The 25,225-nt window shown below is 35.3% G+C and carries 26 protein-coding genes; 18 read left to right on the plus strand and 8 right to left on the minus strand.

The window, feature by feature from the left end; translation table 11 throughout:
* Positions 1-113: 113 nt before the first annotated feature.
* From ligA to IGJ02_RS04590, 9 genes are all read left to right on the plus strand, one after another.
* A complete protein-coding gene (gene ligA, locus IGJ02_RS04550; RefSeq protein ID WP_010760632.1) occupies positions 114-2,159 on the plus strand; it encodes an NAD-dependent DNA ligase LigA in 2,046 nt (681 codons plus the stop codon).
* 199 nt (positions 2,160-2,358) lie between these two features.
* Entirely contained in the window at positions 2,359-2,664 is a 306-nt protein-coding gene (gene gatC, locus IGJ02_RS04555; RefSeq protein ID WP_010760633.1) for an Asp-tRNA(Asn)/Glu-tRNA(Gln) amidotransferase subunit GatC, read from the plus strand.
* Positions 2,664-4,133, plus strand: coding sequence for an Asp-tRNA(Asn)/Glu-tRNA(Gln) amidotransferase subunit GatA (gatA, locus tag IGJ02_RS04560; RefSeq protein ID WP_430603442.1), 1,470 nt, complete (start codon positions 2,664-2,666; stop codon positions 4,131-4,133). Before gatC ends, gatA begins: the two co-directional genes overlap by 1 nt.
* A complete protein-coding gene (gatB, locus tag IGJ02_RS04565) occupies positions 4,133-5,563 on the plus strand; it encodes an Asp-tRNA(Asn)/Glu-tRNA(Gln) amidotransferase subunit GatB (RefSeq protein WP_430603443.1) in 1,431 nt (476 codons plus the stop codon). The genes gatA and gatB overlap by 1 nt, the downstream gene beginning before the upstream one ends.
* Positions 5,564-5,579: 16 nt before the next feature.
* A complete protein-coding gene (locus IGJ02_RS04570) occupies positions 5,580-6,641 on the plus strand; it encodes a diacylglycerol kinase (RefSeq protein ID WP_010760636.1) in 1,062 nt (353 codons plus the stop codon).
* A gap of 294 nt (positions 6,642-6,935) precedes the next feature.
* Positions 6,936-7,625 carry a nicotinamide riboside transporter PnuC gene (gene pnuC / locus IGJ02_RS04575; protein ID WP_430603444.1) on the plus strand — a complete coding sequence of 230 codons (690 nt, stop codon included), beginning with the start codon at positions 6,936-6,938 and terminating at the stop codon, positions 7,623-7,625.
* 15 nt (positions 7,626-7,640) lie between these two features.
* Positions 7,641-8,282 carry a deoxynucleoside kinase gene (locus IGJ02_RS04580; protein ID WP_034682934.1) on the plus strand — a complete coding sequence of 214 codons (642 nt, stop codon included), beginning with the start codon at positions 7,641-7,643 and terminating at the stop codon, positions 8,280-8,282.
* 108 nt (positions 8,283-8,390) lie between these two features.
* Positions 8,391-9,761: a 23S rRNA (uracil(1939)-C(5))-methyltransferase RlmD gene (rlmD, locus tag IGJ02_RS04585; protein ID WP_430603445.1), complete on the plus strand. Its 1,371-nt coding sequence runs from the start codon at positions 8,391-8,393 to the stop codon at positions 9,759-9,761.
* A gap of 2 nt (positions 9,762-9,763) precedes the next feature.
* The gene (locus tag IGJ02_RS04590) at positions 9,764-9,892 is read left to right on the plus strand and encodes a hypothetical protein (protein WP_010760640.1); all 129 of its coding nucleotides are present in this window, start codon (positions 9,764-9,766) and stop codon (positions 9,890-9,892) included.
* A 71-nt stretch (positions 9,893-9,963) separates the two neighbouring features.
* On the opposite strand, the gene IGJ02_RS04595 is transcribed toward IGJ02_RS04590, so the two are convergent.
* Together IGJ02_RS04595 and IGJ02_RS04600 are read right to left on the minus strand one after the other, a co-directional pair.
* Positions 9,964-10,152: a hypothetical protein gene (locus tag IGJ02_RS04595; RefSeq protein WP_430603446.1), complete on the minus strand. Its 189-nt coding sequence runs from the start codon at positions 10,150-10,152 to the stop codon at positions 9,964-9,966.
* Positions 10,142-10,327, minus strand: a complete 186-nt coding sequence (locus IGJ02_RS04600; protein ID WP_430603447.1) for a MerR family transcriptional regulator — start codon at positions 10,325-10,327, stop codon at positions 10,142-10,144. Before IGJ02_RS04600 ends, IGJ02_RS04595 begins: the two co-directional genes overlap by 11 nt.
* Before the next feature lie 284 nt (positions 10,328-10,611).
* Between IGJ02_RS04600 and IGJ02_RS04605 the strand changes: the two genes are divergently transcribed.
* Both IGJ02_RS04605 and IGJ02_RS04610 read left to right on the plus strand, forming a co-directional pair.
* The gene (locus tag IGJ02_RS04605; protein ID WP_010760642.1) at positions 10,612-10,848 is read left to right on the plus strand and encodes a helix-turn-helix transcriptional regulator; all 237 of its coding nucleotides are present in this window, start codon (positions 10,612-10,614) and stop codon (positions 10,846-10,848) included.
* Between the two features lie 160 nt (positions 10,849-11,008).
* Positions 11,009-11,587 carry a GNAT family N-acetyltransferase gene (locus IGJ02_RS04610; RefSeq protein WP_430603448.1) on the plus strand — a complete coding sequence of 193 codons (579 nt, stop codon included), beginning with the start codon at positions 11,009-11,011 and terminating at the stop codon, positions 11,585-11,587.
* A gap of 1,546 nt (positions 11,588-13,133) precedes the next feature.
* Here IGJ02_RS04610 and IGJ02_RS04615 read toward each other — a convergent pair.
* Positions 13,134-13,505 (minus strand): iron chaperone, encoded by a 372-nt coding sequence (locus tag IGJ02_RS04615; RefSeq protein WP_010760644.1) that lies wholly within the window; start codon positions 13,503-13,505, stop codon positions 13,134-13,136.
* Between the two features lie 114 nt (positions 13,506-13,619).
* Between IGJ02_RS04615 and IGJ02_RS04620 the strand changes: the two genes are divergently transcribed.
* The 3 genes from IGJ02_RS04620 to IGJ02_RS04630 all read left to right on the plus strand — a co-directional run bounded on the left by IGJ02_RS04620 (position 13,620) and on the right by IGJ02_RS04630 (position 15,897).
* Positions 13,620-14,165, plus strand: a complete 546-nt coding sequence (locus IGJ02_RS04620) for a DUF1697 domain-containing protein (protein WP_430603449.1) — start codon at positions 13,620-13,622, stop codon at positions 14,163-14,165.
* Positions 14,166-14,352: 187 nt separating this feature from the next.
* Positions 14,353-14,799 carry a hypothetical protein gene (locus tag IGJ02_RS04625; protein ID WP_430603450.1) on the plus strand — a complete coding sequence of 149 codons (447 nt, stop codon included), beginning with the start codon at positions 14,353-14,355 and terminating at the stop codon, positions 14,797-14,799.
* A 15-nt stretch (positions 14,800-14,814) separates the two neighbouring features.
* Positions 14,815-15,897 carry an endonuclease/exonuclease/phosphatase family protein gene (locus tag IGJ02_RS04630; protein ID WP_430603451.1) on the plus strand — a complete coding sequence of 361 codons (1,083 nt, stop codon included), beginning with the start codon at positions 14,815-14,817 and terminating at the stop codon, positions 15,895-15,897.
* Positions 15,898-15,942: 45 nt separating this feature from the next.
* Here the strand turns inward: IGJ02_RS04630 and IGJ02_RS04635 are convergent, their stop codons facing one another.
* The 4 genes from IGJ02_RS04635 to IGJ02_RS04650 all read right to left on the minus strand — a co-directional run bounded on the left by IGJ02_RS04635 (position 15,943) and on the right by IGJ02_RS04650 (position 21,489).
* Complete coding sequence (locus IGJ02_RS04635) at positions 15,943-18,279, minus strand: glycoside hydrolase (protein WP_430603452.1); 2,337 nt, start codon at positions 18,277-18,279, stop codon at positions 15,943-15,945.
* A 484-nt stretch (positions 18,280-18,763) separates the two neighbouring features.
* Positions 18,764-20,170: a sensor histidine kinase gene (locus tag IGJ02_RS04640; protein WP_430603453.1), complete on the minus strand. Its 1,407-nt coding sequence runs from the start codon at positions 20,168-20,170 to the stop codon at positions 18,764-18,766.
* On the minus strand, positions 20,154-20,798 hold the full coding sequence (locus IGJ02_RS04645; RefSeq protein WP_430603454.1) for a response regulator transcription factor: 645 nt from the start codon (positions 20,796-20,798) through the stop codon (positions 20,154-20,156). The genes IGJ02_RS04640 and IGJ02_RS04645 overlap by 17 nt, the downstream gene beginning before the upstream one ends.
* Before the next feature lie 121 nt (positions 20,799-20,919).
* The gene (locus IGJ02_RS04650; protein ID WP_010760650.1) at positions 20,920-21,489 is read right to left on the minus strand and encodes a glycoside hydrolase family 73 protein; all 570 of its coding nucleotides are present in this window, start codon (positions 21,487-21,489) and stop codon (positions 20,920-20,922) included.
* Between the two features lie 237 nt (positions 21,490-21,726).
* On the opposite strand from IGJ02_RS04650, the gene IGJ02_RS04655 reads away from it, so the two are divergent.
* The 4 genes from IGJ02_RS04655 to IGJ02_RS04670 are packed head-to-tail and all read left to right on the plus strand — an operon-like array spanning position 21,727 to position 24,242.
* Positions 21,727-22,041, plus strand: a complete 315-nt coding sequence (locus IGJ02_RS04655; RefSeq protein ID WP_010760651.1) for a rhodanese-like domain-containing protein — start codon at positions 21,727-21,729, stop codon at positions 22,039-22,041.
* On the plus strand, positions 22,041-23,693 hold the full coding sequence (locus IGJ02_RS04660) for an FAD-dependent oxidoreductase (protein WP_430603455.1): 1,653 nt from the start codon (positions 22,041-22,043) through the stop codon (positions 23,691-23,693). The genes IGJ02_RS04655 and IGJ02_RS04660 overlap by 1 nt, the downstream gene beginning before the upstream one ends.
* Positions 23,693-23,998 carry a rhodanese-like domain-containing protein gene (locus tag IGJ02_RS04665; RefSeq protein ID WP_010760653.1) on the plus strand — a complete coding sequence of 102 codons (306 nt, stop codon included), beginning with the start codon at positions 23,693-23,695 and terminating at the stop codon, positions 23,996-23,998. Before IGJ02_RS04660 ends, IGJ02_RS04665 begins: the two co-directional genes overlap by 1 nt.
* On the plus strand, positions 23,988-24,242 hold the full coding sequence (locus IGJ02_RS04670) for a metal-sensitive transcriptional regulator (RefSeq protein WP_010760654.1): 255 nt from the start codon (positions 23,988-23,990) through the stop codon (positions 24,240-24,242). Before IGJ02_RS04665 ends, IGJ02_RS04670 begins: the two co-directional genes overlap by 11 nt.
* 167 nt (positions 24,243-24,409) lie before the next feature.
* Here IGJ02_RS04670 and IGJ02_RS04675 read toward each other — a convergent pair whose 3' ends face one another.
* The gene (locus tag IGJ02_RS04675; protein WP_010760655.1) at positions 24,410-25,015 is read right to left on the minus strand and encodes a Crp/Fnr family transcriptional regulator; all 606 of its coding nucleotides are present in this window, start codon (positions 25,013-25,015) and stop codon (positions 24,410-24,412) included.
* Positions 25,016-25,225 lie beyond the last annotated feature (210 nt).

Below are 25,225 nucleotides of genomic sequence, written 5' to 3' on the forward strand. Positions count from 1 at the left end.
CCTTATGACAATAAATAACTTAGCAGTGATACAAAGAACGTTTCACTGCTAAGTTCCTAATTGTCTAGAGGATTAACTGATTTGCTCCACTTTAATATTAGGAGGGATTATTCATGGCACAAGCGCCGTTAACATTAGCCGAAGCAACAGACAAAGCAAAAGAACTACGAGCTCAGTTAAATCAGTATTCCCATGAATATTACGTTGCTGATACACCGACCGTAGAAGATTATGTGTATGATCGCTTGTATAAAGAATTATCAGACATAGAAACCGAATATCCAGATTTGATCACTTCTGATTCGCCAACGCAGCGTGTTGGGGGAAAGATTTTACAAGGCTTTGAAAAAGTCACACATGAAGTGCAGATGTATAGTTTGAATGATGGTTTCAGTAAAGAAGATATTTACGATTTTGATGAACGCGTCCAAAAATTAGCTGGAAAACCAGTGAGTTATTGCTGTGAGCTAAAAATTGACGGACTGGCTATTTCACTAAAATATGAAAATGGTAAATTTGTTCAAGGCGCAACTCGTGGTGATGGAACAGTCGGTGAAAATATCACGGAAAATTTAAAAACAGTTAAATCGATTCCTTTAGAGTTGAAAAAGCCAATTTCAGTTGAAGTTCGTGGCGAATGCTACATGCCAAAACAATCATTTGTCAATTTGAATAAAGAACGGGAAGAAGCTGGACAAGATGTCTTTGCTAATCCAAGAAATGCAGCAGCAGGAAGCTTACGTCAGTTAGATACAAGTATGGTTGCCAAAAGAAATCTTAGTACCTTTTTGTATACTGTAGCTGATTTTGGTCCAATGACGGCACAAACGCAGTACGATGCGCTGAATGAATTATCAGAAATCGGTTTTAGAACCAATCCTGAAAAAAAACTATGTCAAACAATTGATGAAGTTTGGGCTTATATAGAAGAGTACCATGAAAAAAGATCAGAATTACCTTATGAAATTGATGGAATCGTAATCAAAACCAATGAATTTACGATTCAAGATGAATTAGGTTTCACCGTTAAGGCACCTCGTTGGGCGATTGCCTATAAATTTCCGCCAGAAGAAGCACAAACGATCGTGGAAGAAATTGAATGGACGATTGGACGTACTGGTGTTGTAACACCAACCGCTGTGATGCAGCCTGTTCGTGTAGCTGGGACAACGGTCAGTCGAGCGAGTTTGCATAACGCTGATTTCATTGCAATGAAAGATATTCGGTTGAATGATACGGTGATTATTTATAAAGCTGGCGATATTATTCCAGAAGTTGCCCAAGTCTTGACCGAAAAACGGGATGAAAACAGTCAACCTTATGAAATTCCAACGCACTGTCCAGTTTGTAATAGTGAATTAGTTCATCTGGATGAAGAAGTTGCCTTACGTTGTATCAATCCAAAATGTCCAGCTCAGATCAAAGAAGGACTAAATCATTTTGTATCTAGAAATGCGATGAATATTGATGGCTTAGGTCCTCGCGTATTAGAGCAAATGTATGACAAAGAGTTGGTCAAAGACGTAGCTGATCTCTACTTTTTAACACAAGAGCAGTTGATGACGTTAGAAAAAATCAAAGAAAAGTCGGCCAGTAATATTTATCAAGCAATTGCCGCAAGTCGTGATAATTCTGTAGAACGCTTGATTTTTGGTTTAGGGATTCGTCACGTTGGTTCTAAGGCAGCCAAAGTGTTAGCAGAACATTTTGGTGATTTACGAGCGATCAGCAAAGCGACTAAAGAAGAAGTCGTGGCATTAGACTCAATGGGTGAGATCATTGCGGATAGTTTAGTGACTTATTTTGAAAATGAAGAAGTACACGAATTGATGGACGAGCTGACCAAAGCAGGCGTGAATTTTGAATACAAAGGGATTCGTACGTCTCAATTAGAAGCTGTAGAATCGCCATTCAAAGATAAAACAGTGGTTTTAACTGGAAAACTTACACATTATAATAGAGAAGAAGCGAAAGAAAAAATCGAAAATCTAGGCGGAAAAGTAACGGGCAGTGTTTCAAAGAAAACAGATATTGTGGTTGCTGGTGAAGATGCCGGTAGTAAATTAACCAAAGCACAAGATCTTGGTGTTGAGGTATGGGATGAACAACAAATGGTCACCGCATTAGATAATAGCTATACAAAAGAGTCAGACGAATAGCTGAAAAATGAAACAAATCGAATTTTCGGTGCTATTTTTTACATTTTCAGACTATTTTCTTCCATCTCTTTCAAAAATTCTTAGAAATTTATGATAGAATAAGAAAAAAGCTGTTTTTTAACGTGAAATGTCGTTTAACAGTATAAAAATGAACTAGTGAACTCTTGATTGAGTTTTTCTAAAGGAAAGAAGGGTATCCATGGCAATCAGCGAAGAAAAAGCAAAACATGTAGCCAAATTGTCTAAACTGTCTTTTTCTAATGACGAGTTAAAAGACTTTACTGATCAATTAGGCAAAATCATCGACATGGTAGAATTATTAGAAGAAGTAGATACAGAGGGCGTTCCATTTACCTCTAATGTTGCACAGTCGATCAATGTAATGAGAGAAGACGTAATAACACCTGGTATGGATCGCAATGAATTAATGAAAAACGTACCTGAATCAGAAAATGGCTATATCAAAGTGCCAGCAATTATCGACAATGGGGAGGCTGGTGCATAATGGAAAAATTATATGATAAGTCACTAACAGAACTGCATGATTTACTTGTGTCAAAAGAAATCACAGCAACTGATTTAACGCGAGCTACATTGAACCGTATCAATGAGACCGAAAAAGATGTGGATTCATTTATTACGATCAATGATGAAAAAGCCTTAGAGCTTGCAAAAGCTATCGATCTTAAAGGTATTACAGAATCAAATCCTTTAGCAGGTATTCCAATTGGGATCAAAGATAACATTGTAACCAAAGATATTTTAACGACAGCAGCATCAAAAATGCTTCACAATTTCAACCCAATTTATGATGCAACGGCTATGGATAAAGTATATCAAGCAGATATGATTCCTGTTGGGAAATTGAACATGGATGAATTTGCGATGGGCGGAAGTACCGAAACATCATACTTTAAGAAAACCAAAAATGCTTGGGATCATTCTAAAGTTCCTGGTGGCTCATCAGGTGGTTCAGCTGCGGCGGTTGCAGCCGGTCAAGTCCCAGTTTCATTAGGAACTGATACAGGTGGTAGTATCCGTCAACCTGCATCATTTAACGGAATCGTTGGGATGAAACCAACTTATGGACGTGTGTCTCGTTTTGGGTTGATCGCATTCTCTTCTAGTTTGGATCAAATTGGTCCATTGACAAGAAATGTTAAAGATAATGCTTTAGCATTAAATGCAATTAGTGGATACGATGAAAAAGATGGCACTTCTGCAGGCGTTTCAGTCCCTGATTTTACTGCTGGTTTAACAGGAGATATCAAAGGGATGAAAGTGGCTTTGCCAAAAGAATATCTTGGTGAAGGTGTGGACGCTGGCGTTCGTGAAGCTGTCCTTAAAGCGGCAGAAACATTTAAAGCTTTAGGCGCAACGGTTGAAGAAGTTAGCTTACCTCATTCTAAATATGGTGTAGCTGTTTATTATATCATCGCTTCATCTGAAGCAAGCTCAAACTTACAACGTTTTGATGGTATTCGTTATGGCTACCGTTCTGAAAACGTGAAAAACCTTGAAGATGTGTATGTAAATTCACGTTCTGAAGGGTTTGGTATAGAAGTAAAACGTCGTATTATGCTTGGTACATTCTCATTAAGTGCTGGACATTATGATGCACACTTTAAAAAAGCTGGACAAGTAAGAACATTGATCAAACAAGACTTTGATAATGTCTTTGAAAAATACGATATCATCATTGGTCCTGCGTCACCGACTGTCGCTTTTGGTTTAGGTGAAAATATCAATGATCCAATCACAATGTACATGAATGATTTACTAACAATTCCAGTTAACTTAGCTGGATTACCTGGTATGTCAATTCCAGCAGGATTCTCAGAAGGATTACCTGTTGGTCTACAAATCATTGGTAAAGCTTTCGATGAAAGCACAATGTATAAAGCAGCATATGCGTTTGAACAAGCGACTGATTTCCATACGAAAAAACCTGTGATCTTAGGGGGGAATGACTAATGAATTTTGAAACTGTCATCGGACTTGAGGTCCACGTAGAATTAAAAACAAATTCTAAAATTTTTTCACCTGCACCCGCTCACTTTGGGGCAGAACCAAATAGCAATACAAATGTGATCGACTGGGGTTATCCAGGCGTATTACCTGTAATGAATAAACAAGCACTTGAATTTGGGATGAAAGCAGCGCTTGCGTTAAATTGTGAAATCTCTAAAGATACACATTTTGACCGTAAAAACTATTTCTACCCAGATAATCCCAAAGCTTACCAAATTTCTCAATTCGATCAACCAATCGGTCATGATGGCTGGATTGATATTGAAGTGGAAGGTAAAACAAAACGTATTCGTATCGAACGTGTGCATTTAGAAGAAGATGCTGGTAAAAATATTCACGGTGACGGTGGTTATTCTTACGTCGATTTGAACCGTCAAGGAACACCTTTGATCGAGATCGTTTCAGAAGCGGATATGCGTTCGCCAGAAGAAGCGTATGCTTATTTAGAAGCAATCCGTTCAATCATCCTCTTTACTGGCGTTTCAGATGTGAAAATGGAAGAAGGCTCAATGCGTTGTGATGCCAATATCTCTTTACGTCCTTATGGTCAAGAAGAATTTGGAACAAAAGCAGAGCTTAAAAACCTAAACTCAATGAGTTTTGTTAAAAAAGGTCTTGCCTTTGAAGAAAAACGTCAAGCAAAAGTATTATTATCTGGTGGCGAAATTCAACAAGAAACACGCCGTTTTGATGAAACAACCAATAAAACATTATTGATGCGTGTTAAAGAAGGTTCAAGCGATTACCGTTACTTCCCAGAACCAGATGTTCCTCGTTTTGCAATCGATGATGAATGGATCGAACGTGTTCGTCACAGCTTGCCAGAAATGCCAGCTTCTCGTCGTGCTCGTTACATCAACGAACTAGGCTTACCAGAATATGATGCAATGGTTCTAACTCTAACGAAAGAAATGTCTGATTTCTTTGAAGCTGCATTAAATGAAGGTGCAGATGCCAAGCAAGTATCTAACTGGTTGATGGGTGAAGTGTCAGCTTACTTGAATAGTGAAAAAATCGAATTACCAGATACGAAATTAACGCCTGCCAATTTAGCGGGCATGATCACATTGATTGAAGATGGTACAATCAGCTCTAAAATTGCTAAAAAAGTCTTTAAAGAGTTGATTGAAAACGGCGGGGATGCGAAAGAAGTTGTCGAAGCAAAAGGCTTAGTTCAATTATCAGATCCGTCACAATTATTACCGATCATCAATGAAGTATTAGACAATAACCAACAATCTGTAGATGATTTCAAAAATGGAAAAGATCGTGCAGTAGGATTTTTGGTTGGGCAAATCATGAAAGCAACGAAAGGGCAAGCTAACCCAGGTGTTGTAAATAAATTACTACAAGAAGAATTAGCAAAACGCTAGAAAGCAGCAGATGATTATGAAAAAAGCAAGAGTGATTTATAATCCAACTTCAGGTAAAGAGCTAGTCAAAAAAAATCTAGCTGATATTCTTTCCATAGTGGAAGAATGCGGATATGAAACTAGTGCTTTTGCTACAACTCCAGAAGAAAATTCCGCTAAGAACGAAGCACGCCGAGTTGCTGAATTAGGGTTTGATCTAATTGTTGCAGCCGGTGGTGATGGAACAATCAATGAAGTCGTAAATGGTATTGCTCCGTTAGAAAAGCGACCGTCTATGGCGATTATTCCAGCTGGAACAACTAATGACTATGCAAGGGCACTAAAAATTCCTAGAGACAATATTGTGAAAGCAGCAGAAGTTATCAAAAAGAATCAAACCGTCAAGATGGACATCGGTAAAGCAAAAGATAACTATTTTATCAATATTGCAGCTGGCGGTCATTTAACTGAATTGACATATGAAGTTCCTTCAGAACTTAAAAGTATTTTCGGATACCTAGCTTATTTAGCAAAAGGAGCAGAAATGTTGCCAAGGGTCAAACCAGTAAAAATGAGGATGGAATATGATGAAGGTGTTTACGAAGGGAATGCTTCGATGTTTTTCTTAGGCTTGACCAATTCAGTTGGTGGCTTTGAAAAAATTGCACCTGATGCAAAACTCGATGATGGGAAATTCTCATTGATCATCGTAAAAACCGCCAATGTATTTGAGATTTTACATTTGGCTGCATTAATGCTAAATGGCGGTAAACATATCGAAGATAATCGTTTGATCTATACAAAAACCAGTTATTTGCATGCGGAAACACTTGAACCAAATAGTCGTATGATGATCAATTTAGATGGTGAATATGGTGGTGATGCACCAATGGAATTTACGAATTTACATCAGCATATTGAAATGTTTGCCAATGCAGATGCAATTCCATCTAATGCGATTATGGGCTCTGTTTTAGATGATTATGATGAAGAGGAAGACGAGTATTTTGAAACAAGTAAAGAGTTTGTAAAAGAAGTTGAACGTCTAACTGAAGAAGATATTGATGGTGATGGAAAAATCGCTGATAAAGAAAAATAATTTAAGCAATAAAAAGTATCCAAGGCAAACTTGCCTTGGATACTTTTTGTTGCAGCGGGTCGAAGCACTTCAGTTATATATAAGTTTATAACAAATAAAAAATGAGCTAAAGATAGCAGGTATACTATATATAGATTTATACTATTAAAAAACACAATATGTTGTATAAAAAATATCTCATAATCAATAATTGAGAAGGATTCTCATTGACTTAGGACGAAAACAGGGGTAAATTTAATAGGTCGTCATCTTTGCAGAAAATGATAAATAGGGCAAGTGAGAGGGTTGTTTGATATGAGGTCAAATTTTATTATTAATGACTTTAAAGGATGGAAAAGAAAGAACTATCTTTTTTTATTTGCAATGATTTTGGTACAATTAATCGCTTTTGTTTTTAATCCATCCAGCTGGATTACACTAGTGGGTGGTTTGTCCGGGATTATTTGTGTTAACTTAATTGCCCAAGGAAAAGCTAGCAATTATATATTTGGTTTTATAAGTGCGCTGATCATCGGCTATTTTGGATTTAAAACTCGAGTATACGCAGAAGTTCTACTTCAAAGTTTTTACATTGTAATGGATATTACAGGTTTGTATACATGGTTAAAAGTCAGCGAAGATGGATCAGGTAATGTGACAGATGTAAAAACTTTAAAAGGCATTCAATGGCTCTATGTAGGATTCATTTGGCTGGGAATCGGCATTGTTGCTTATTCTATTTTAGGTTTCGTCAATGATGCACAGCAATTGCTGGATGCAGTCACATTTAGTGTGTCGGCAACAGCGATGCTATTGATGATCAAAAGATATCAGTCACAATTCGTTTTTTGGTTGTTAGGTAATTTGTTTTCTATAGTATTATGGTTTAGAGCGGGGATCCATGCTGGGGGAGATTATGCATTGTTTGTCATGTACTGCATGTATACAATCAATTCTATTTATGGCATGATCCATTGGCTAAAAATTAAAAAAAATAATTATTAATAGGTAGGGAGTTCGATGGCAGTGATCGTTTTAGCAGGTACAATTGGTGCAGGGAAATCAAGTTTAACAGAAATTATTTCAGAACATTTAAAATCAGAAGCTTTTTATGAATCAGTTGAGGATAATGAAGTATTACCCTTATTTTATGCAGATCCTAAAAAATATGCATTTTTACTACAAATTTATTTCTTAAACAAGCGATTTGATAGTATTAAACAAGCACTTTCTCATGAAAACAATGTATTGGATCGTTCGATCTATGAAGATTCTTTATTATTTCATTTAAACGCTGACTTAGGAAGAGCGAATGAGACTGAAGTAAAAGTGTATGATTCTTTATTAGAAAATATGCTGCAAGAATTGCCTTTTGCAGCGAATAAAAAGCGCCCAGATTTATTAGTGCATATTAAAATATCATTTCCTAAGATGTTGGAACGTATTCAAAGACGGGGACGAACTTATGAGCAAGTAGAACAAGATCCAGCTTTGTATGATTACTATAAAGAATTGAATAAACGCTATGAAAAATGGTTTGAGGAATACAATGAGAGCCCTAAAATCCAAATTGATGGAGATAAGTATGATTTTATCGAAAGTGAAGAAGCAAAAAAACAAGTGATTCAGCTGATTGAAAATAAACTAGCTGAAATCAATTAAATAGAAAAATTGATTTTTACTTCTTTTAGCTGTAGAAACAAACTCTCTATTGCTTTTCTAACATTTTTTCATTAGAATGAGAGAAGCGCATTAAAGAAGGAGCGACTTATGAATAATTTTCCCGTGAACAAAAATGAAACAATCGAAGTTGATATTATTGATCTGACACATGAAGGAATGGGTGTTGCCAAAGTTGATGGTTACCCGCTTTTTATAGAAAATGCCTTACCTGGTGAAAAAATCGAAATCAAAGTACTGAAAGTTGGCAAAAGTTTTGGTTATGGAAAAGTCTTGACCATCTTAAAATCAAGCGAAGACCGTGTACCAGTTAAAGACGCTAACTTTACTAAAGTTGGGATCAGTCCATTACAGCATTTAGCATACGGCGCTCAATTGACTTTTAAAACAGACCAAGTGAAAAATGTGATGCAGCGTGTAGCAAAATTACCAGATGTTCCAGTGCTGGATGCAATAGGCATGAACAATCCTTGGGGTTACCGCAATAAAGCTCAAATTCCAGTAAGAAAAATTGAAGACAAACTACAAACGGGTTTCTTTAGAAAAAATAGTCATGACCTAATTCCATTAGAACATTTCTATATTCAAGATCCTAAAATCGATGATGCAGTTATCAAAATCCGTGACATCATGAGACGTTATAGCATCAAACCTTACAACGAATCAGATAATACAGGTAACTTACGTCATATTGTCGTTCGTCGTGGTTACCACACAGGTGAAATGATGGTTGTTCTAATTACTAGAACACCAAAACTATTCCCCTCAAGTAAAATCATTCCGGATATTTTAGAAGCTTTACCGGAAGTTGTTAGCATCGTGCAAAATGTGAATCCAAAGAGAACTAATGTGATTTTCGGAGATGAAACGATTCTATTACATGGTGAAGATAAAATGATCGATACGATTTTTGATTTGAAATTTGAAATTTCTTCTCGTTCATTCTACCAAGTAAATCCGCAACAAACGGAAGTGATGTACAATAAAGTCAAAGAATACGCAGCATTGACTGGTAAAGAGATTGTTGTAGATGCGTATTGTGGAATCGGTACGATTGGTTTAACATTGGCGAAAGATGCAAAACACGTTTATGGTGTGGAAGTCATCGAAGAAGCAGCGAAAAATGCTGAGAGCAATGCAAAATTAAACGATATCACGAATGCAACATTTACAGCAGGATTAGCTGAAGAAGCATTACCAAGAATGATCGAAAATGACATAAAACCAGATGTTGTGATCGTTGATCCACCACGTAAAGGCTTAGAAGCAAGTTTAGTGGAAACGTTGATCGAGACAAAACCGTACCGTATTGTTTATGTTAGTTGTAATCCAGCAACATTGGCACGAGACCTTGCCTTACTCGTTGAGGGCGGCTTTGAAGTAAAAGAAGTACAGCCGGTGGATAACTTCCCGCAAACGACTCATATCGAGTCAGTTACTTTGCTAACAAGGACGGTGTAAATATGGATACAAAGAAAAAAATGTTAGAGTTAATCAAGAAGAAACAAGGTGGAGGCAGATCTGAAAAAATGGAGAAGCCTAAAAATGACCGCAGAAACATGCGTAAAGGTCCGAAAATTTATAATAAATAGTTTGAGGAATAGCGCCTGAAAACAAATTTAAAAAGCAAATCAAAACTATCTGTTAGTTTTGATTTGCTTTTTTAGTTTCCTAGAACTCTTTTTGTATAAACATCGATTTTATAATCAAGCATGTCAATTCCCTCTTGAATTTGTTTCATTTCGTTTAGAGCGTTCTCTTTTTGCTTTTTCAATAAATCTAATCGATCCTGATTTGTTTCATCACCTTCATACCACCAAATAAGATATTGTTTTAAATCGTCAATCGTCATCCCTGTTTTTTTTTAAATGCATAAAAAAATCGATCCACTCTTTATTGCGATCATCATAAATCCGAATATTATTTTGCTCTCTTTTCACCGTAAGCAATCCTTCTTTTTCATAAAAACGTAGAGTATATGGCGTAAGGCCAGTCATTTTTGAGAATTCATTTATTTTGTAGCCCATTTTGGTTTCCTCCCGTGTTATTACTCTTTTCATTTTAACACTTAGAGTTAACTCTAGGTCAAATGAAATAGGGTATGTTCTGCAATTTTGTTTTTTTAACGAAAAAGGTTATTTAGCACCTCTATAGTATTTCCTACTTTTATCTTATGTGGTAACATTAAGTTAAGTATTTTTTGGTTAATGGTTGGAAATATGAGTTTATTAAATAAAAAAGTTTTAGAATAGTTCTAAGACAAATTAATTTGTTTTAAGAATTATCAAAATCAATCAGAAAGGAGTTTGGAATGGTAAGAAGTAAAATCCTCGATGTTCATATACACACTTATCGAACAGATCTTAAAATGTCTCAAGATGAGCTCGCAAATAAAGTAGGCGTTGTAAGACAGACGATTATTAATTTAGAAAAAAATAAGCACAATCCTTCTTTGTTATTAATGTATGCTATTTCAGAAGTGCTGGGGACTACGATTGAGCAACTTGTTACTTTTGATAAGCTAGACGATAATAACCATAAAAAATAATTGATTATAATAGTGTGTTCTCGTAAAATGGTATCAAAAGAATAAAGTTGAATCGGATCAAGGATAACATAAATGAAGCATTAGCTTTTATTATGCGAGATACTCTGTTTTTTATTTCCAGATAGTTGAACAAAAAAGTTTTAGACTCAGGAGAATCTTAATGATAGAAACGAAAAGATTGATTATTCGAGAAATCGAATCAACAGAAACAGATCTAAATGCGTTGAACACACTATTATCTGATAAAGAGGTTAATAAATATCTTCCTTGGTATCCCATGAAAGACATAAATGATACAAAAAAATTCTATAAAGAACATATCAAACCGTACTACAAAGAAAATGATGGTTATTATTTTGTAATCTGTCTTAAAGAGAACAACCATCCAATCGGGTATATCGCAGCAAGTGGCAGTGAGAGTCATGATTTCGGCTATGGCCTTCAAAAAGAGCATTGGGGCAAAGGTATAGTGACAGAAGCAAGTGAGGCAGTTATCGATTTTTTAAAAATACAAGGCTGGGCTTTTATTACAGCTACGCATGATATAGATAATATTGGAAGTGGCAAAGTCATGCAAAAAAATGGGATGATTTACAACTATTCGTATAAGGAACAATGGCAACCTAAAGATATTAAAGTGACCTTTAGAATGTATCAACTAAATTTTGATGAGAATCAAGACAGAGTTTATATGGAGTATTGGGATAAGTATCCAGAGCACTTTATCGAGGATTTATAGAGGGAAAACTTCTTTTGAAAAAAAGTAAATCGTTAAGCAAAATTTGTAGAATAGAAGAAAGAGTAAGTACTTTTTTATGCATGTGTTCTTAGTGATAAATAGAAGTTTTTCCTTAATAGTCTTTTCTGGAAATCTTCACATAAAAAACAAACAGTTGTTTAATCTATATTGGTAAAATGGTTGGTTGGTAGTTTACTAAAAAGGAATAGCATCATAGTTAAACAACTGTTTGAAATAGTAGGCTCTGCAAAACCACTATTTTTTAGTTTAAAGCTAGAGTCTGTCTTCCGCCAGACAGAATCTAACTATCACTGGTGCACTGGGAATTATTTATTACTTTTAGCTACTTAGTTTTGTAGATCTAGGAAATTATTTGTTTGCATGTTTATTTTTTTATCATTTGTTGTTGTACGCATTGACTCGGCAACTTTTTTAAACTAAATAGAAAAGCACGGTGGCAAATAATTTCAGTAACATCAGCTCGTAAACACCAAGAGATGAATATAGAAAAGGGTTAAGAAAAAAGGAGAACTTGGTGTTTACTATTTATAAAAAGAGCGAAAAAAATACGGTATTGATCACCAACCAATACCGTGCAAAAGCTCAATAAGACATCATTAACTCTCCAAATAATAAAACTTGTAAAAAAAAGCTAGTATTTCTTACAAATTTTAGGTAAAATGAATGAGTCAATGCGCATTGACCTGGGCAACTTGTATTGTCAGTTTGTGCTGACGATACAGGGCTCTGTAAGAGGATTTGCGGTCTTCTTACAGAGTGCCTGTTTATTTTGTTTTTCGCTCTAATTATCTGAAAATAAATTCAAAACCAAAAAAAATGATATTAGTCAGCAACTAATACCATGAAGCGTTCGCTAAATATGCATGAACTAATTCATTGAAATCGTAAAAATGACTAGCAATCTTTTCTTACTTTTAGTACAATGAGAATAGTCAATGAACTATTGACGGAGGCAACTTGTATTATTAGTTTGTGCTGATAATACAGGGCTCTGCGGGATGATTTGCGGTCCTCCTGCAGAGCGCCTTTTTTTATTTAATTTTGTAATATTATCTTAACTTAAAGGTAGGAGTTTCGTCAATAAGTTTTTTAAAATAGTAAAATTTAAACGCAATGAGTAAAAAGTAGGTCTGGTGTTATAAGTATCAGCCTTTTTTTGCTATAGAAATTCTTAACCTTTTGTTCGGTAAGGAAAAAAGAAGAATATAGGCTAACGCGCAATCTGAAATCCATTTATCATTGTAAGATTAAGAAGTCTAATAAAATACCGATAAAAATAGGCCGAGACAAAAGCGTTCAGCTTATTTCCGAAGGATCTGCTTTTTTCTCGCCGTTTATTCGGATTTAGAGCGCGAAACAAAACTGTTTTTTAGTTTTGTTCCACGCTCTTGATTCTTATTTTATCTTTGGGGAAGATAATTAAGTAACTCTCTATGTCTAAATAATAATAGATTTAAATCAGTTTTACTACTTCAATAATTTCTTATCGATGAAACTTTTTTGAATAAGGTGTCCATTATATAATCTATTCTCTCCAAAATTTTGTATAATCAATTTTTTCTTGAATGTTATAATCAATGATTTTTTTCAATAATGAAAAGTCGATCGGCTGATCCCAAGTGATTTTAATGATATTATCAGTATGTTGATAACCAGATTTTTCAATAGCCTCTTTGAATGCTGAAATCGCGACAGTTTCTGGCGCAATTGAAAGATGTTTTTTAGACGAGCTGTATGCAATAATGAATGTTCCATGGTCAGTAAACATAGGTTGGTTCCATTTTATGACAACGTTGAATTGGGGATATGATTTCATCGTCCAATCAAACAACTCTTCTGCGCGTTTACGATGTTCGGGTTCGCTGATAGTTGAAAAAAATTCATTGATATCTTTCATCGCTGTGTCCTCTTTTCTTTCTAGTTATTGTTTTCTTTATTATAATATAAGAGTGATCTTGAAGAAAATATTTACTTTAACAAGAATGATTTATTAGGTAGGAGGGATATACTAATGGAAACCTATATAGCCTTGTTACGTGGTGTGAATGTTGGTGGAAAAAATCGAGTTGTCATGGCAACTTTGAAAGAGAGCTTTGAGCAACATGGATTTAAAAATGTGGTTACGTATTTGAATAGTGGAAATGTTATTTTCTCTAGTGAAGTAACAGATGTTTTACAACTAACTGACGAGTGTGAAAAATTGATTGAAAAAGAGTTTAAACTCACTATCATAGTGACGATCATCTCTGCTAAGGCTTTACTGACAGCGTTAGAAGAGATACCAAAATGGTGGAATGCGGATAAAGAATCGAAACACAATGTCATTTTTGTGATTCCGCCAACGACAACAGAAGAAGTGATTGCATCTGTCGGTGAAGCGAAAGCAGGCTATGAAAAAGTAGCATATCATGAACGAGTTATTTTCTGGTCAGCACCAATAAAAACATTTTCTAAAAGCCGTTGGTCAAAAATCGTTGGCACCAAGATGTATAGTCGAATTACGATTAGAAATGCGAATACGGTAAATAAGCTTGCCGAGCTAGTACAAAAAAATTAATAAATAAGGAAACTGGATACCGAAAGAGAAGAACTTAGTTCAATATAAATCCTAAAATAGTTTGAAAATCAGATGTAGCTAAAATGATTTTCAAGCTATTTTCATACCATATTGAATCTAATCAATTTTATGCTTATAATGGATATTACGTTAAAAAGATAGAAATGTGTTGGGGGAAAATAAAAATATGGCAGTTATAAAAAATAGTCTATTTATGATCAAAAGAGCTGGTTTGTTGTATAATATAAAACCTTGGACTACTTTTTTCCTTACTTTGGTATTTGGCGCAACGGGAATTCCTAGGCTTTTAAATAGGAATTTTATTTCCGGTGGTATTTTACTTTTCGTATGTATTTTTTCTAGTGATTGGGATAATGATATACTTATCTGGATCGGTGTTTTTGATGCAGTTACGAGTCTTTTTTATAGAGAAGATGAACCAAAAAGGAAATCCGTTGTGGACAAACATAAAGTGACCCGAGCTGCAGTAACAAAAGTTGTTGAAAAAGAAGCCGTTATTCGAACACCAAAGAAAACGAATAAAGTAGGCAATAAAATCTGTCATTTTTGTGGAGCACCAATGCCTTCAAATGAATCAGTTTGCTCTTATTGTAGAATGGAAAGTACACAGTAGAAAGTTGAGAAAATAATGAACTTAAAAAAAAGTATCAAGATCTATATAGGCATTCTCGCCATTTTTATCGCAATCATTCTAGCTTATGTTGGCTATGTTTATTTTAGTTACTCTAGAACCGCGGACAACTTGCCTATTGAAATCAATCAAAAAGCTAAAGTAAAACAAGCATCGACTGATAAGGAATATAAAATCACAACCTTCAATATTGGCTATGGCTCTTACACACCAGATTATACATTCTTTATGGATGGTGGCAAACAATCAAAAGCTGTAAGTAAAGAGAGTGTGATCGAAAATATTTCTGGCGTGATCAATACGACTAAAAAAATCAGTCCTGATTTTGCCTTATTTCAAGAGGTTGATGAAAAAGCGACCCGTAGTCGTAATGTGGATGAAGTATCGCAACTCATTCAGCAATTCACGGACTATTCTAGCGTATTCGCATCGAATTACGATTCAGCGTTTCTGATGTATCCGATTTTAGATCCAATCGGAAAATCAAAATCAGGTATTTTAACCTTAAGCAATAATATCATTGAAGCAAGTACCCGCTATAGCTTACCAATCGAAACGAATTTTAATAAATTTTTTGATTTAGACCGTGCGTTTACTGTATCAAAAATCCCTGTTGAGAATGGCAAATATCTAATGCTGTATAATGTTCATTTATCTGCCTACATCAAAGACCAAAAAATACAAAAAGAACAAGTCCATAAATTATTTGATCATATGGAAAATGAATATAAAAAAGGAAATTATGTTGTTGGTGGTGGTGATTTTAACCATGATCTGCTAGATTCTTCGACTGAGACTTTTAAAAATGATACCACAGAAGAATACACATGGCTGCAGCCTTTTCCTAAAAAAGAATTACCAGAGAATTTAAAAGTTGCGGCTTTAAGTGAAAGAAAAATACCAGTACCATCAGTTCGCAATTTGGATAAACCTTATAAAAAAGGAGAGTCGTTTGTAGCGTTGATTGATGGATTTATCATTTCAGAAAATGTTGAGAATGTTAGTGGAAAAGTGATTGATGCTGAGTTTAAAAATTCAGATCATAATCCTGTTGTGATGATGTTTAAGTTGAAAAAATAGAAAAGAAACGAAGCCATTTATTTCGGCTTCGTTTCTTTTTCATGGTTAATCCTCTGTTTTTACAACAGTTTCTTTCCCATCGTTTATGATCAAAGCAGTATGACTGGCAACTTTAACACCATCTGCTTCATAATCAGTATCAGAGAAATTTGCAATCACAGATAAAGAATCACCAAATTCAGTTTTTTGAACTAAACGATCATCTGTTAACACTTTAAAATCAGTCATTTCATGTTGTAAAGCTGCTTTTTGGAAAGGAGTCCAAATTTTAGCATTATCAGAAATATCTTGTTTATGCTCCTCCCAAGCTGCTTTATCGATATGCATCATTGGCGGAGTATTGTACAAATACTCTTTCATACGACGTTCGCCGACTTGATCTTTGATTTTATAACTATCCCATTCCCATTGATGAGAAGTAATCACTGAACGGTTGTAAACAAGCTTGTACAGTGGCAGAGAATAAACAGGATCAGTATAAATTGCTTTGTATTCTTCCTTGATTGGTACGACTTTTTTATATTTTGTTGGAATACCGCCATCTAAAGCAGCGTAACTTCCCACATAGTAGTCACTTTCTTTATTTTCACGCATATCAGGATCAGACCACATAATGACAGGTGTTTCGATTCCGTGAGCAAAAACCATATTTTTTGAAGCAAAATCATTCCCACCTTCAGAACCGACAACTAGACCGTTTTGATTAAAATAATCCATCCGTTTTAAACGTCCGGCAACATCTTCACTTTGTGTAGTTAAGTGATCTGGACTATAGTCATTATAAATTTCACCAGCAGCATCCGTATCTAAGAACCAAGAATTGAATGGAATTTTATTTTGCATGATGCCAGTAAATCGTTCTTCTACATCAGGAAAAATCAGTGTTGGATTAAGCTTGCGTCCTTTACCCAAGAAACCAGCAACTTTTTCACCGTTTTTCTTCGTGACAGTTGCATTGTCATATAGATTTTTGTTAGGGAAAGAAGCGGTATTCCAATCGATGCTAGCATTTTCTTGAATCGACTGATAAGAATCATAAGGACCAATCAGATACCCTTGATCAGCTGCAGTTTTGACCATTTCAGGATTCATCAAGCCATTCGCCCAGTTTGGTAGACCAATCCAAGCATTTTCAACTCCTGAGTCTTTCATCTCTTTAAAAACATCAGATGACGTTGCTTGTCCCCATTGCGCAAGTGGGGGGACTAAATCACCTAGGACACCGGCTAATAAGTGTTTATTCAAAGTGTAGCGTTCTTGTTCACTTAGTTTATCGATGCCTTTATCAATCAATTTTTGTGCGTCTGCATCCGGATTTTTGAAAATATCTTTAGTATAAAATTGTGGATAAAGCAGAACATAATTAATCGATGTTAAGAAGGTGTTTTTTTCATATTTATAGCCTTCATTGTTTTTAAACGCTTCTAAAGCCTTTAAGTATTCCTCAGAACCATCTTCACCGTATTGAGTCAATAATTCAGCGATCCATTGAAAAATTGGTTCATCAATCATTTGAGGTAGTTTGTCCCAGTTAATATCTTCCGTTGTTAAAATGCGGCTGTTCCAGTAATAAACTTGAATTGCACCACGCATTTTCTTGATTTCTGGATTTTCTTTTTCCTTTTCATCAAGTGTCTTGAATTGACCTAAATCGATTCGATCCATTTGGTAGGTCTTGGCGATCGCGACAGGATCGTTATCGGTAACATAAAGTCGGTAATTCATGGTCTTATTTTTGTCGAAGCCAATAAAATTGTGGTTAGCTTCCAAAGTAAGGTGAGGCTCGGTTTTTGTTAAAAGATCACTGTTAAAAGTGTTATCCATTACAAAAGTTGTAGCAAAAGTTTCTTGATTTGTTGTAAAAAAGCTCATTGAGAAAGCTTCACTCATTGATAATTCTTCATTTTGTTTAAAGTAGGCAAGCCACTCTTTTTGATCATTAGGAATTGTTTTTCCTTCAGCAATCGGGAGTACATAGTTTTTAGCGTCTAATTTAGGCCAAGTAAAAGAAGTATCTTCATCGGATAAACTTGTGAGTGCCACAGCTAGATGATTGTTTTCTTTTTTCACTTTTACCTTGATTTGTTCATTCGGATAAGTCCAACTGATTTCTTCTTTGCTTTTCTTTAGTTCAGAGACTACCTTTGGTTCTTGAGGTTTTGACACTTCTGCTTTTTCACCATTTTCAGTAATAGAGACAGTGAAAGTTGCTGGATCAACATCAAAAGAGAAATCAGTTTTAGCATAAGTCTTGTTTTTTTCAATTTCATTGTTGACAATTAACTTTTCTGCTTTGTTTGTTGCATTACTTTGGTTGAAATGACAACCGGATAAAGAGAATGTGATTGCGGCTAAGCCAAGATAGATAGACAATTTTTTCATGGGTTCCTCCTAATTTAAAAGCTGAGCAGGCTCGTCCTGCTCCGACAGAAAAATAGGGAAGTATGACTGAGGCGTTCTTTGCCTCAAGCATAGTTCATCTTTTTTCCGAGGAGCAAGCCTGTAAAGCTAGATAATACAAAAGCTGAGCAGGCTCGTCCTGCTCCAACAGAAAAATAGGGAAGTATGACTGAGGCGTTCTTTGCCTCAAGCATAGTTCATCTTTTTCCGAGGAGCAAGCCTGTAAAGCTAGATAATACAAAAGCTGAGCAGGCTCGTCCTGCTCCAACAGAAAAATAGGGAAGTATGACTGAGGCGTTCTTTGCCTCAAGCATAGTTCATCTTTTTTCCGAGGAGCAAGCCTGTAAAGCTAGATAATACAAAAGCTGAGCAAACTAGCTCAACTCAATAGCGTACCCTAATTTTACTAAGTGAATGTTACAGAAAAATGCCAAATTCAGACATCAAAAAAAACAAGCGTAAAATGCTACGCTTGTCTTTCAGGTTTATAGAAATGTAGAACAAAAATCAATGTTTGATGGACTAATCTTGTTTCGATTGTAAATCTATGTTCTTGCATGATCGATTGAACGATCGATAAGCCTAGTCCTGTTCCTGACAAGTTTTTATTCCGTGATTTTTCGTGAACGTAGAAGGCTTCCCAAAGCTTGTTCACATCAAAATCAGCAGGTAGGGCTGTTTGATTACTAATCGTAAATTCAATGAATTCGTCTGTTTCTCGCCAGCTAACTTGAATTTCTTTGTCAGTTGTATATTTTAGACTGTTCGTCAATAAATTTTCAAAAACACGTTTGATCAATATTGGATCAGCTTCGATCAATGAAAGAGGTCTGTCGCTAGCGGCCTCTAATAATAGAATTTCCTCTTCTTCCATGGTCGGCGTAAGCTCAGTCACTGTTTGTCTCCAGGTATCTGACAAGTGTAGTGGAACTTTATTGATTGGCTGTTGTTGCTCCAATTTTGCATAATCCAACATTTGATCAACAATATCATTCAATCGTTGGGTTTGTTGTAAAATCACCTCAAGATACGTTCCGTCGTCTAAATCATCTTCAATACCAGAGCCATATGCTTTTATCAAAGCAATCGGTGTTTTTAATTCATGGGTCAAGTCTGCTGTGAATTGTTTAAGTTGTTCATTTTTAGCTAATAAATTTTTTTGATAAGAAGCTAAAGCATAACTCATTTTGTTGATGCTAAGCGCTAATTCACCAATTTCATTCGCTGGAATATCATCAGTCGTCACAAATGTTAACCCAGTGATTTCTTCCGCTACTTTTTTTAAGTTGACTAAAGGATCTGTTATTTTCCGAACAGAGATGTAAATTAGGATAATGATTAGAACCAATGTCAGACTCAAAGAAATAAAGTTAAATGTATTGATTAGATTAGCGGTTTCGGAAAAATTGACTGTTGAAACACCAACTAAATAAAAGGTATGATCGATCACCCTCATCTCAACCAAGAAGCTGGATTTTTGCTTCCCTTGGTCAAAATTTCGTTGGACAGATTGAGATGTATTTTGTAGTTGATCCAATGTTTCTTGTGTAATCCAAAAGCGATTTAATGCGACCTTTTTTCGATTCAACTCTACATTCAAGGCTTCATTAAAATCATCAAGAGAGGTGTCATCTAAACTTCGTGAGATGATCGTGACTTGATTGTTCTCTTCTAATTCAGCTAGTTGTTGTTCAGATCGGGTGTTTTGTTGAATATCTGTCATAACGGAGGTGACTTTATGATCCATTTTAGAAAAATAGTAATAAGGAACAATCAGACTATTTAAAAGAAACATGATGATAAAGCTACCTACAATAATCAGTGAAAAGGTCAATGTGAGTGTTGTACTGATTTTTCTAGTTTTCTTGTTCAATGAGATAGCCCACTCCTCGTTTGGTGGTGATAATCTCATCGCCAATTTTTTCACGAAGCCTTCTAATATGTGTGTCCACAGTACGTGCTACACCATCATAATCCATACCCCAAACTCCGACTAATAGTTGTTCTCTGGTTAAAATACTGCCACGATTTTTAATGAGCATCATCAATAAATCAAATTCTTTTTTTGTTAAATCTACTGGTTGCTCATTTTTCCAAACTTTCAAATTAGCGGGTTCGATTAGTAAATCTTTGATATAAAATGAATGAGCCAAACTAAGTAATTTTTTAATACGTAACAAGAGCACTTGTGGGTGAAAAGGTTTGGTAATATAGTCATCTGCTCCACTAGATAAAGAAAGAAACTCATCTTCACCGGTTGATTTTGCGGTTAGCATCAAGACCTTTAATGAACTTTCAGCTTTGATTGTTTTAATGACTTTTAGTCCATCTATTTTAGGCATCATCCAATCAATAACGGCTAAATCTAATTTTTCTTGATAAAAAATATCTAATGCTTCTTCACCATCAAGTGCAGTATAGACTTTAAATCCGCCTTTTTTTAAATAAGCACTAACGATTTGCACCATTTCGGGACTATCATCGGCAACTAAAATATTCATGTTCACGACTCCTTTTAAAAATCTATTTTTCTTTAGGATGAGAAAGGGATGAATTAGTAAAAAATTCAATCAATGTAAAGCATAGCAGCATCAAATAAGAACCGCTCATGATATGCTTTTATTATTTATCATACTTATAAAGTTTAAATTCCTCAATCAATTGAATCAATTTTTCGGCATAGTCTGGATCGGTTGCATAGCCTCCATTTTGCAAAGCAACAGCGGCCTCTTGATAATTTTTACTTGTTTTAATTGCATCATAGGTCCCACCTTTTAAAAATTCCATATGATCGACCATTGATTCTTGGATCGTTTCATATTTTTTAAAAGAATCATCGATCGTGATCCGCTCGCCGTCAACAAATTCATCTGTAGGCATAATGCTAGATTGTTCGTTAAAAGCTCCTTTGATTCCAAATAAATTTTTTGCTTCTACTGCTAAATCACTACGACCCCAGTCAGATTCTAAAATTGCTTGAGCAATAGTGATACTGGCGAATAAATGAGTCTGTTTCTGTAAAAGTTTAGCTTCAGTTGCTATTTCATCAATAAAAATCTGCTGGTAAGCAGTGGTTTCATCTTGGATTGGTTGTTCTTCTTTATTAAAAATAAGGAAAAGACTAGCAAATGAAAGAAGTAGAATCAATAGTAATGGTAAAATATTTTGTCTTCTTAGAATTCCTTGATTCATATAATAACCTCTTTTCTTAAAGTGTTACATTTAGTATAGAGCTTATATGTTACAAAAATATGCCAAAGAAGTTAATATTTGTTTGGCTTTCTTAATAAATACTTCAGATTGATTAATAAATAAGGCACTAATTATTTTTTTAATCATAAAAAATAATAAACAAAGTGCTTTACAACTCAAAAAAAATCATTTATGATTGTTTTTGTAAATACCCTATAGGGTATAAAGGAGGAGCAAATGTTTTCATTTTTTAAAGGAAATTCAGTTAGTACAAGTGAACTTCAACAAAAATTAGCAACAAAGCCAGAAGTGATTGATGTTCGAGAAAAGACAGAATTTGCATCGGGTCACATATCTGGAGCAAAAAATATACCCCTCAGTAAAATTGGTTCTTATGTAAACAAAGATAAAGAACCAGTTTATGTAATTTGCCAATCTGGAATGAGAAGTCGGCAAGCTGTAAAAAAATTAAAAGCTAAAGGAATCAATGCAATCAACGTCAAAGGTGGCATGAGTGCTTGGCGTGGAGAAGTCAGAGGAGGAAAATTATAATGCGAGTAGTGATTATTGGTGGTGTAGCAGGCGGAATGTCAGCTGCGACTAGATTAAGAAGATTATCAGAAGAGATTGAAATCATCGTTTTAGAAAAGGGCCCCTATGTTTCTTTTGCAAATTGTGGCTTGCCCTACTACGTATCAGGAGAAATCAGTGAACGCTCTGAATTGATCTTACAAACACCTGAACAGTTGAAAAAAAGATTCAATATTGACGTTTATCCAGAAACAGAAGCAGTTAAAATCGATCGAAAAAATAAAACAGTATTAACCAACGCAAACGGCAAAGAGGACACAATCAGTTATGATAAACTGATTCTTTCACCTGGGGCACAACCAGTGCTACCGACAATCGAAGGGCTGAATGAAGCAACAAATGTTTATACATTAAGAAACGTGCCAGACGTCGATAAGATCGTAGCAACTGTCAAAAATGAGCACCCTAAAAAAGCCGTTGTGATTGGTGCAGGGTTCATCGGGTTAGAAATGGCTGAAAATTTGAGTCATTTAGGCATTGATGTCACAATCGTAGAAGCAGCACCACAAATTTTACCACCTTTAGATGAGGAAATGGCGGCCTTTGTTGAAAAAGAATTAAAAGAAAAAGGAATCACTGTCTATACAGGATCCGGAGCAACAGAGTTTAAAAAAGCAGGAAAACAAATCAAATTAAGCTCAGGTGAAACAATTTCAAGTGATTTTACAGTGCTATCGATTGGTGTCAAACCATCTAGTGATCTGGCCGTTGCTGCTGATTTGAAAACTGGCATACGTGGTGGTATTGTTGTAGATGAAACATATCAAACAACGGATCCAGATATTTATGCAGTTGGAGATGCGATCATTGTCAAACAACAAATTACACAAGAAGATGCTTTGATCTCGCTTGCTTCACCAGCCAATCGCCAAGGACGCCAAGTAGCGGATGTGATCGCAGGTGTTGCTCGTAAAAACCAAGGAAGTATAGGCACTGCAATCGTGCGAGTGTTTGATCTCGCGGCAGCGAGCACAGGATTAAGTGAGCGTCAATTACGTAACAATAATGTAGAATATAAAGCCGTTCACACAACATCCAAAAGCCATGCGGGGTATTTTCCAGGGAGTCACCCGATCGTGATGAAGTTACTTTTTCATCCTGTATCGGGAAAAATCTATGGCGCCCAAGCGATTGGTCAAGATGGTGTGGATAAACGAATTGATATTATAGCAACTGCAATCAAAGCAGATATGACCGTTATGGATCTGCCCGAATTAGAATTTACGTATGCACCACCATTTGGTTCAGCAAAAGACCCTGTTAATATGATTGGTTATGCTGCGACTAATATTGTTGAAGGTTTTTCTGATACTATTCAATACTACGAATTGAAAAAAGCAATTGAAAATGGTGCCTTTTTACTAGATGTGCGAAACCCAGGAGAACTGAAGAGTAACGGTTCATTACCTCAAGCTGAAAATATTCCATTGGATGAATTAAGAAGTCGTCTAACGGAACTTCCATCCGATAAAGAAATCATTGTAAGCTGTCAAAGTGGGCAACGCAGTTATTTAGCAGAACGAATTTTGAAAAATAATGACTTTAACGTTAAAAATTTAGATGGTGCGTTTCAACTATACAGTACAATTTACCCTCAGGAGGTTATTAAATAATGTATAAATCAATCATGATCGATGAATTTGAACAATTAGAAAAAAGAAATCAACTAGCAATCATAGACGTACGTGAGGAAGATGAATATGTTTCTGGACACATCAAAGGTGCAAAAAATCTACCACTAAGCACGCTACAAGAAACAGCAGAATCATTAGACAAAACTCAACACTACTATATTATCTGTCATGCCGGCGGGCGCTCGCAAATGGCGAGTGAATATTTTGCTTCAGTAGGGTATGACGTTACGAATGTGATGGGCGGTATGTCTGCATGGAGAGGAGAAGTTGTGGATGGCTTGTGATCCTAAATTAGCGAATCGTTTGAAACGTTCGGAAGGACAAATTCGCGGTATTTTAAAAATGATGGATGAAGGAAAAGATTGCCGAGAAGTTGTGACGCAATTGATGGCAGTTCGTTCAAGTATCGATAAAGTCATAGGGCTTGTAGTAACTGAAAATCTAAAGCAGTGTATGGAAGATGAAAATATCGATCTAGCTGGAGAAGAAATGATAAAGGCCTTAGAAATGATCGTAAAAACAAGATAAATAAAAAGGCGTGGAACAAAAGCGTTTCCCCAAGAGAACCAAGTAGTTACTGTGCAACATCAACTGTTAGCTTATTGTGTTCTGCAGCAATAAGAAGGGACTGTTTTTGTTTCCGCCGTCTATTCGTAAGAAGTCAAAAATCAGCATGATACTGATTTTTGACTTTTTTATTTCATAGTGATTGGAACTTTCTTTTTTATTAACCAGCCTTCTTCTGCCAATTCATTTAAAGAAACGGAAACTCTGGATTGTGATGTACGGCAGAATTTTGATAATACTTCTTGTGTGATAAATGTCGGTAATTCCAACTGTTCGCTCTCTGTTACGATACCAATGTGATCACTCAAATAAGTCAGTGCATGTTTCATTCGTTTAGTAGTAGGTAAATGAAGAAAATTAAAATAACCGTAATGTCGTTGGAAGATGTCAGCAAAATTAGTCAGCATTAACTCATAATAATGAGGGTCTTCGTTTAATGAAAGAAGAAACTTGTCCTTTGGTAAGCAAAAAATTGTAGCATCTTCACTAATGACACGAATACTATGCTCCTTTTGTTTAAAGGTAGAAAAACTATCCAAGCCGAAAAAATCATTTTGAAAAATAAAAGAAGAAATATAGCGTTTGCCATCATTAAGGATTTCCACACAAAGAACACCTTCAACAACATAATAGATATTTTTCGTTTTTTCATATTCATCAACGACCAAAGTATCTTTTTGATACGTTTTTTCTGACCATTTACTATGAGGAACTTTCTTTAAATAGTCAATCAAAAGTAGATTATTTTTATATAATTCGATTGGTTCCTCCCCCTTTCAAGTATAGAAAGTATAGCATAATCTGATTAATTCTTTGAACTAACTTTCCATAAATAAAGCAACTTTAGGCGATTTATATCAGTGATATAAATCGTTTTTTTTATTTCCTCTAAAATAGGTTTTACCAGTTGAGTGTATGGCTGAAACAGTACAGCATACAACTAG

The organism is Enterococcus sp. DIV0724b, from assembly GCF_050531475.1.
GTDB classification, from domain to species: domain Bacteria; phylum Bacillota; class Bacilli; order Lactobacillales; family Enterococcaceae; genus Enterococcus_L; species Enterococcus_L haemoperoxidus.

What these genes read in the sequence shown, in the direction of transcription:
- ligA (WP_010760632.1), top strand. Translation starts at nt 114, where the DNA reads ATGGCACAAGCGCCGTTAACATTAGCCGAAGCAACAGACAAAGCAAAA.
- IGJ02_RS04625 (WP_430603450.1), top strand. Translation starts at nt 14,353, where the DNA reads ATGGCAGTTATAAAAAATAGTCTATTTATGATCAAAAGAGCTGGTTTG.
- IGJ02_RS04595 (WP_430603446.1), bottom strand. Translation starts at nt 10,152, where the DNA reads ATGACGATTGACGATTTAAAACAATATCTTATTTGGTGGTATGAAGGT.
- IGJ02_RS04650 (WP_010760650.1), bottom strand. Translation starts at nt 21,489, where the DNA reads ATGAATCAAGGAATTCTAAGAAGACAAAATATTTTACCATTACTATTG.
- gatB (WP_430603443.1), top strand. Translation starts at nt 4,133, where the DNA reads ATGAATTTTGAAACTGTCATCGGACTTGAGGTCCACGTAGAATTAAAA.
- IGJ02_RS04655 (WP_010760651.1), top strand. Translation starts at nt 21,727, where the DNA reads ATGTTTTCATTTTTTAAAGGAAATTCAGTTAGTACAAGTGAACTTCAA.
- IGJ02_RS04600 (WP_430603447.1), bottom strand. Translation starts at nt 10,327, where the DNA reads ATGGGCTACAAAATAAATGAATTCTCAAAAATGACTGGCCTTACGCCA.
- IGJ02_RS04615 (WP_010760644.1), bottom strand. Translation starts at nt 13,505, where the DNA reads ATGAAAGATATCAATGAATTTTTTTCAACTATCAGCGAACCCGAACAT.
- gatA (WP_430603442.1), top strand. Translation starts at nt 2,664, where the DNA reads ATGGAAAAATTATATGATAAGTCACTAACAGAACTGCATGATTTACTT.
- IGJ02_RS04645 (WP_430603454.1), bottom strand. Translation starts at nt 20,798, where the DNA reads ATGAATATTTTAGTTGCCGATGATAGTCCCGAAATGGTGCAAATCGTT.
- IGJ02_RS04630 (WP_430603451.1), top strand. Translation starts at nt 14,815, where the DNA reads ATGAACTTAAAAAAAAGTATCAAGATCTATATAGGCATTCTCGCCATT.
- IGJ02_RS04580 (WP_034682934.1), top strand. Translation starts at nt 7,641, where the DNA reads ATGGCAGTGATCGTTTTAGCAGGTACAATTGGTGCAGGGAAATCAAGT.
- IGJ02_RS04590 (WP_010760640.1), top strand. Translation starts at nt 9,764, where the DNA reads ATGGATACAAAGAAAAAAATGTTAGAGTTAATCAAGAAGAAACAAGGT.
- IGJ02_RS04610 (WP_430603448.1), top strand. Translation starts at nt 11,009, where the DNA reads ATGATAGAAACGAAAAGATTGATTATTCGAGAAATCGAATCAACAGAA.
- IGJ02_RS04620 (WP_430603449.1), top strand. Translation starts at nt 13,620, where the DNA reads ATGGAAACCTATATAGCCTTGTTACGTGGTGTGAATGTTGGTGGAAAA.
- IGJ02_RS04660 (WP_430603455.1), top strand. Translation starts at nt 22,041, where the DNA reads ATGCGAGTAGTGATTATTGGTGGTGTAGCAGGCGGAATGTCAGCTGCG.
- IGJ02_RS04670 (WP_010760654.1), top strand. Translation starts at nt 23,988, where the DNA reads ATGGCTTGTGATCCTAAATTAGCGAATCGTTTGAAACGTTCGGAAGGA.
- pnuC (WP_430603444.1), top strand. Translation starts at nt 6,936, where the DNA reads ATGAGGTCAAATTTTATTATTAATGACTTTAAAGGATGGAAAAGAAAG.
- rlmD (WP_430603445.1), top strand. Translation starts at nt 8,391, where the DNA reads ATGAATAATTTTCCCGTGAACAAAAATGAAACAATCGAAGTTGATATT.
- IGJ02_RS04605 (WP_010760642.1), top strand. Translation starts at nt 10,612, where the DNA reads ATGGTAAGAAGTAAAATCCTCGATGTTCATATACACACTTATCGAACA.
- IGJ02_RS04570 (WP_010760636.1), top strand. Translation starts at nt 5,580, where the DNA reads ATGAAAAAAGCAAGAGTGATTTATAATCCAACTTCAGGTAAAGAGCTA.
- IGJ02_RS04635 (WP_430603452.1), bottom strand. Translation starts at nt 18,279, where the DNA reads ATGAAAAAATTGTCTATCTATCTTGGCTTAGCCGCAATCACATTCTCT.
- gatC (WP_010760633.1), top strand. Translation starts at nt 2,359, where the DNA reads ATGGCAATCAGCGAAGAAAAAGCAAAACATGTAGCCAAATTGTCTAAA.
- IGJ02_RS04665 (WP_010760653.1), top strand. Translation starts at nt 23,693, where the DNA reads ATGTATAAATCAATCATGATCGATGAATTTGAACAATTAGAAAAAAGA.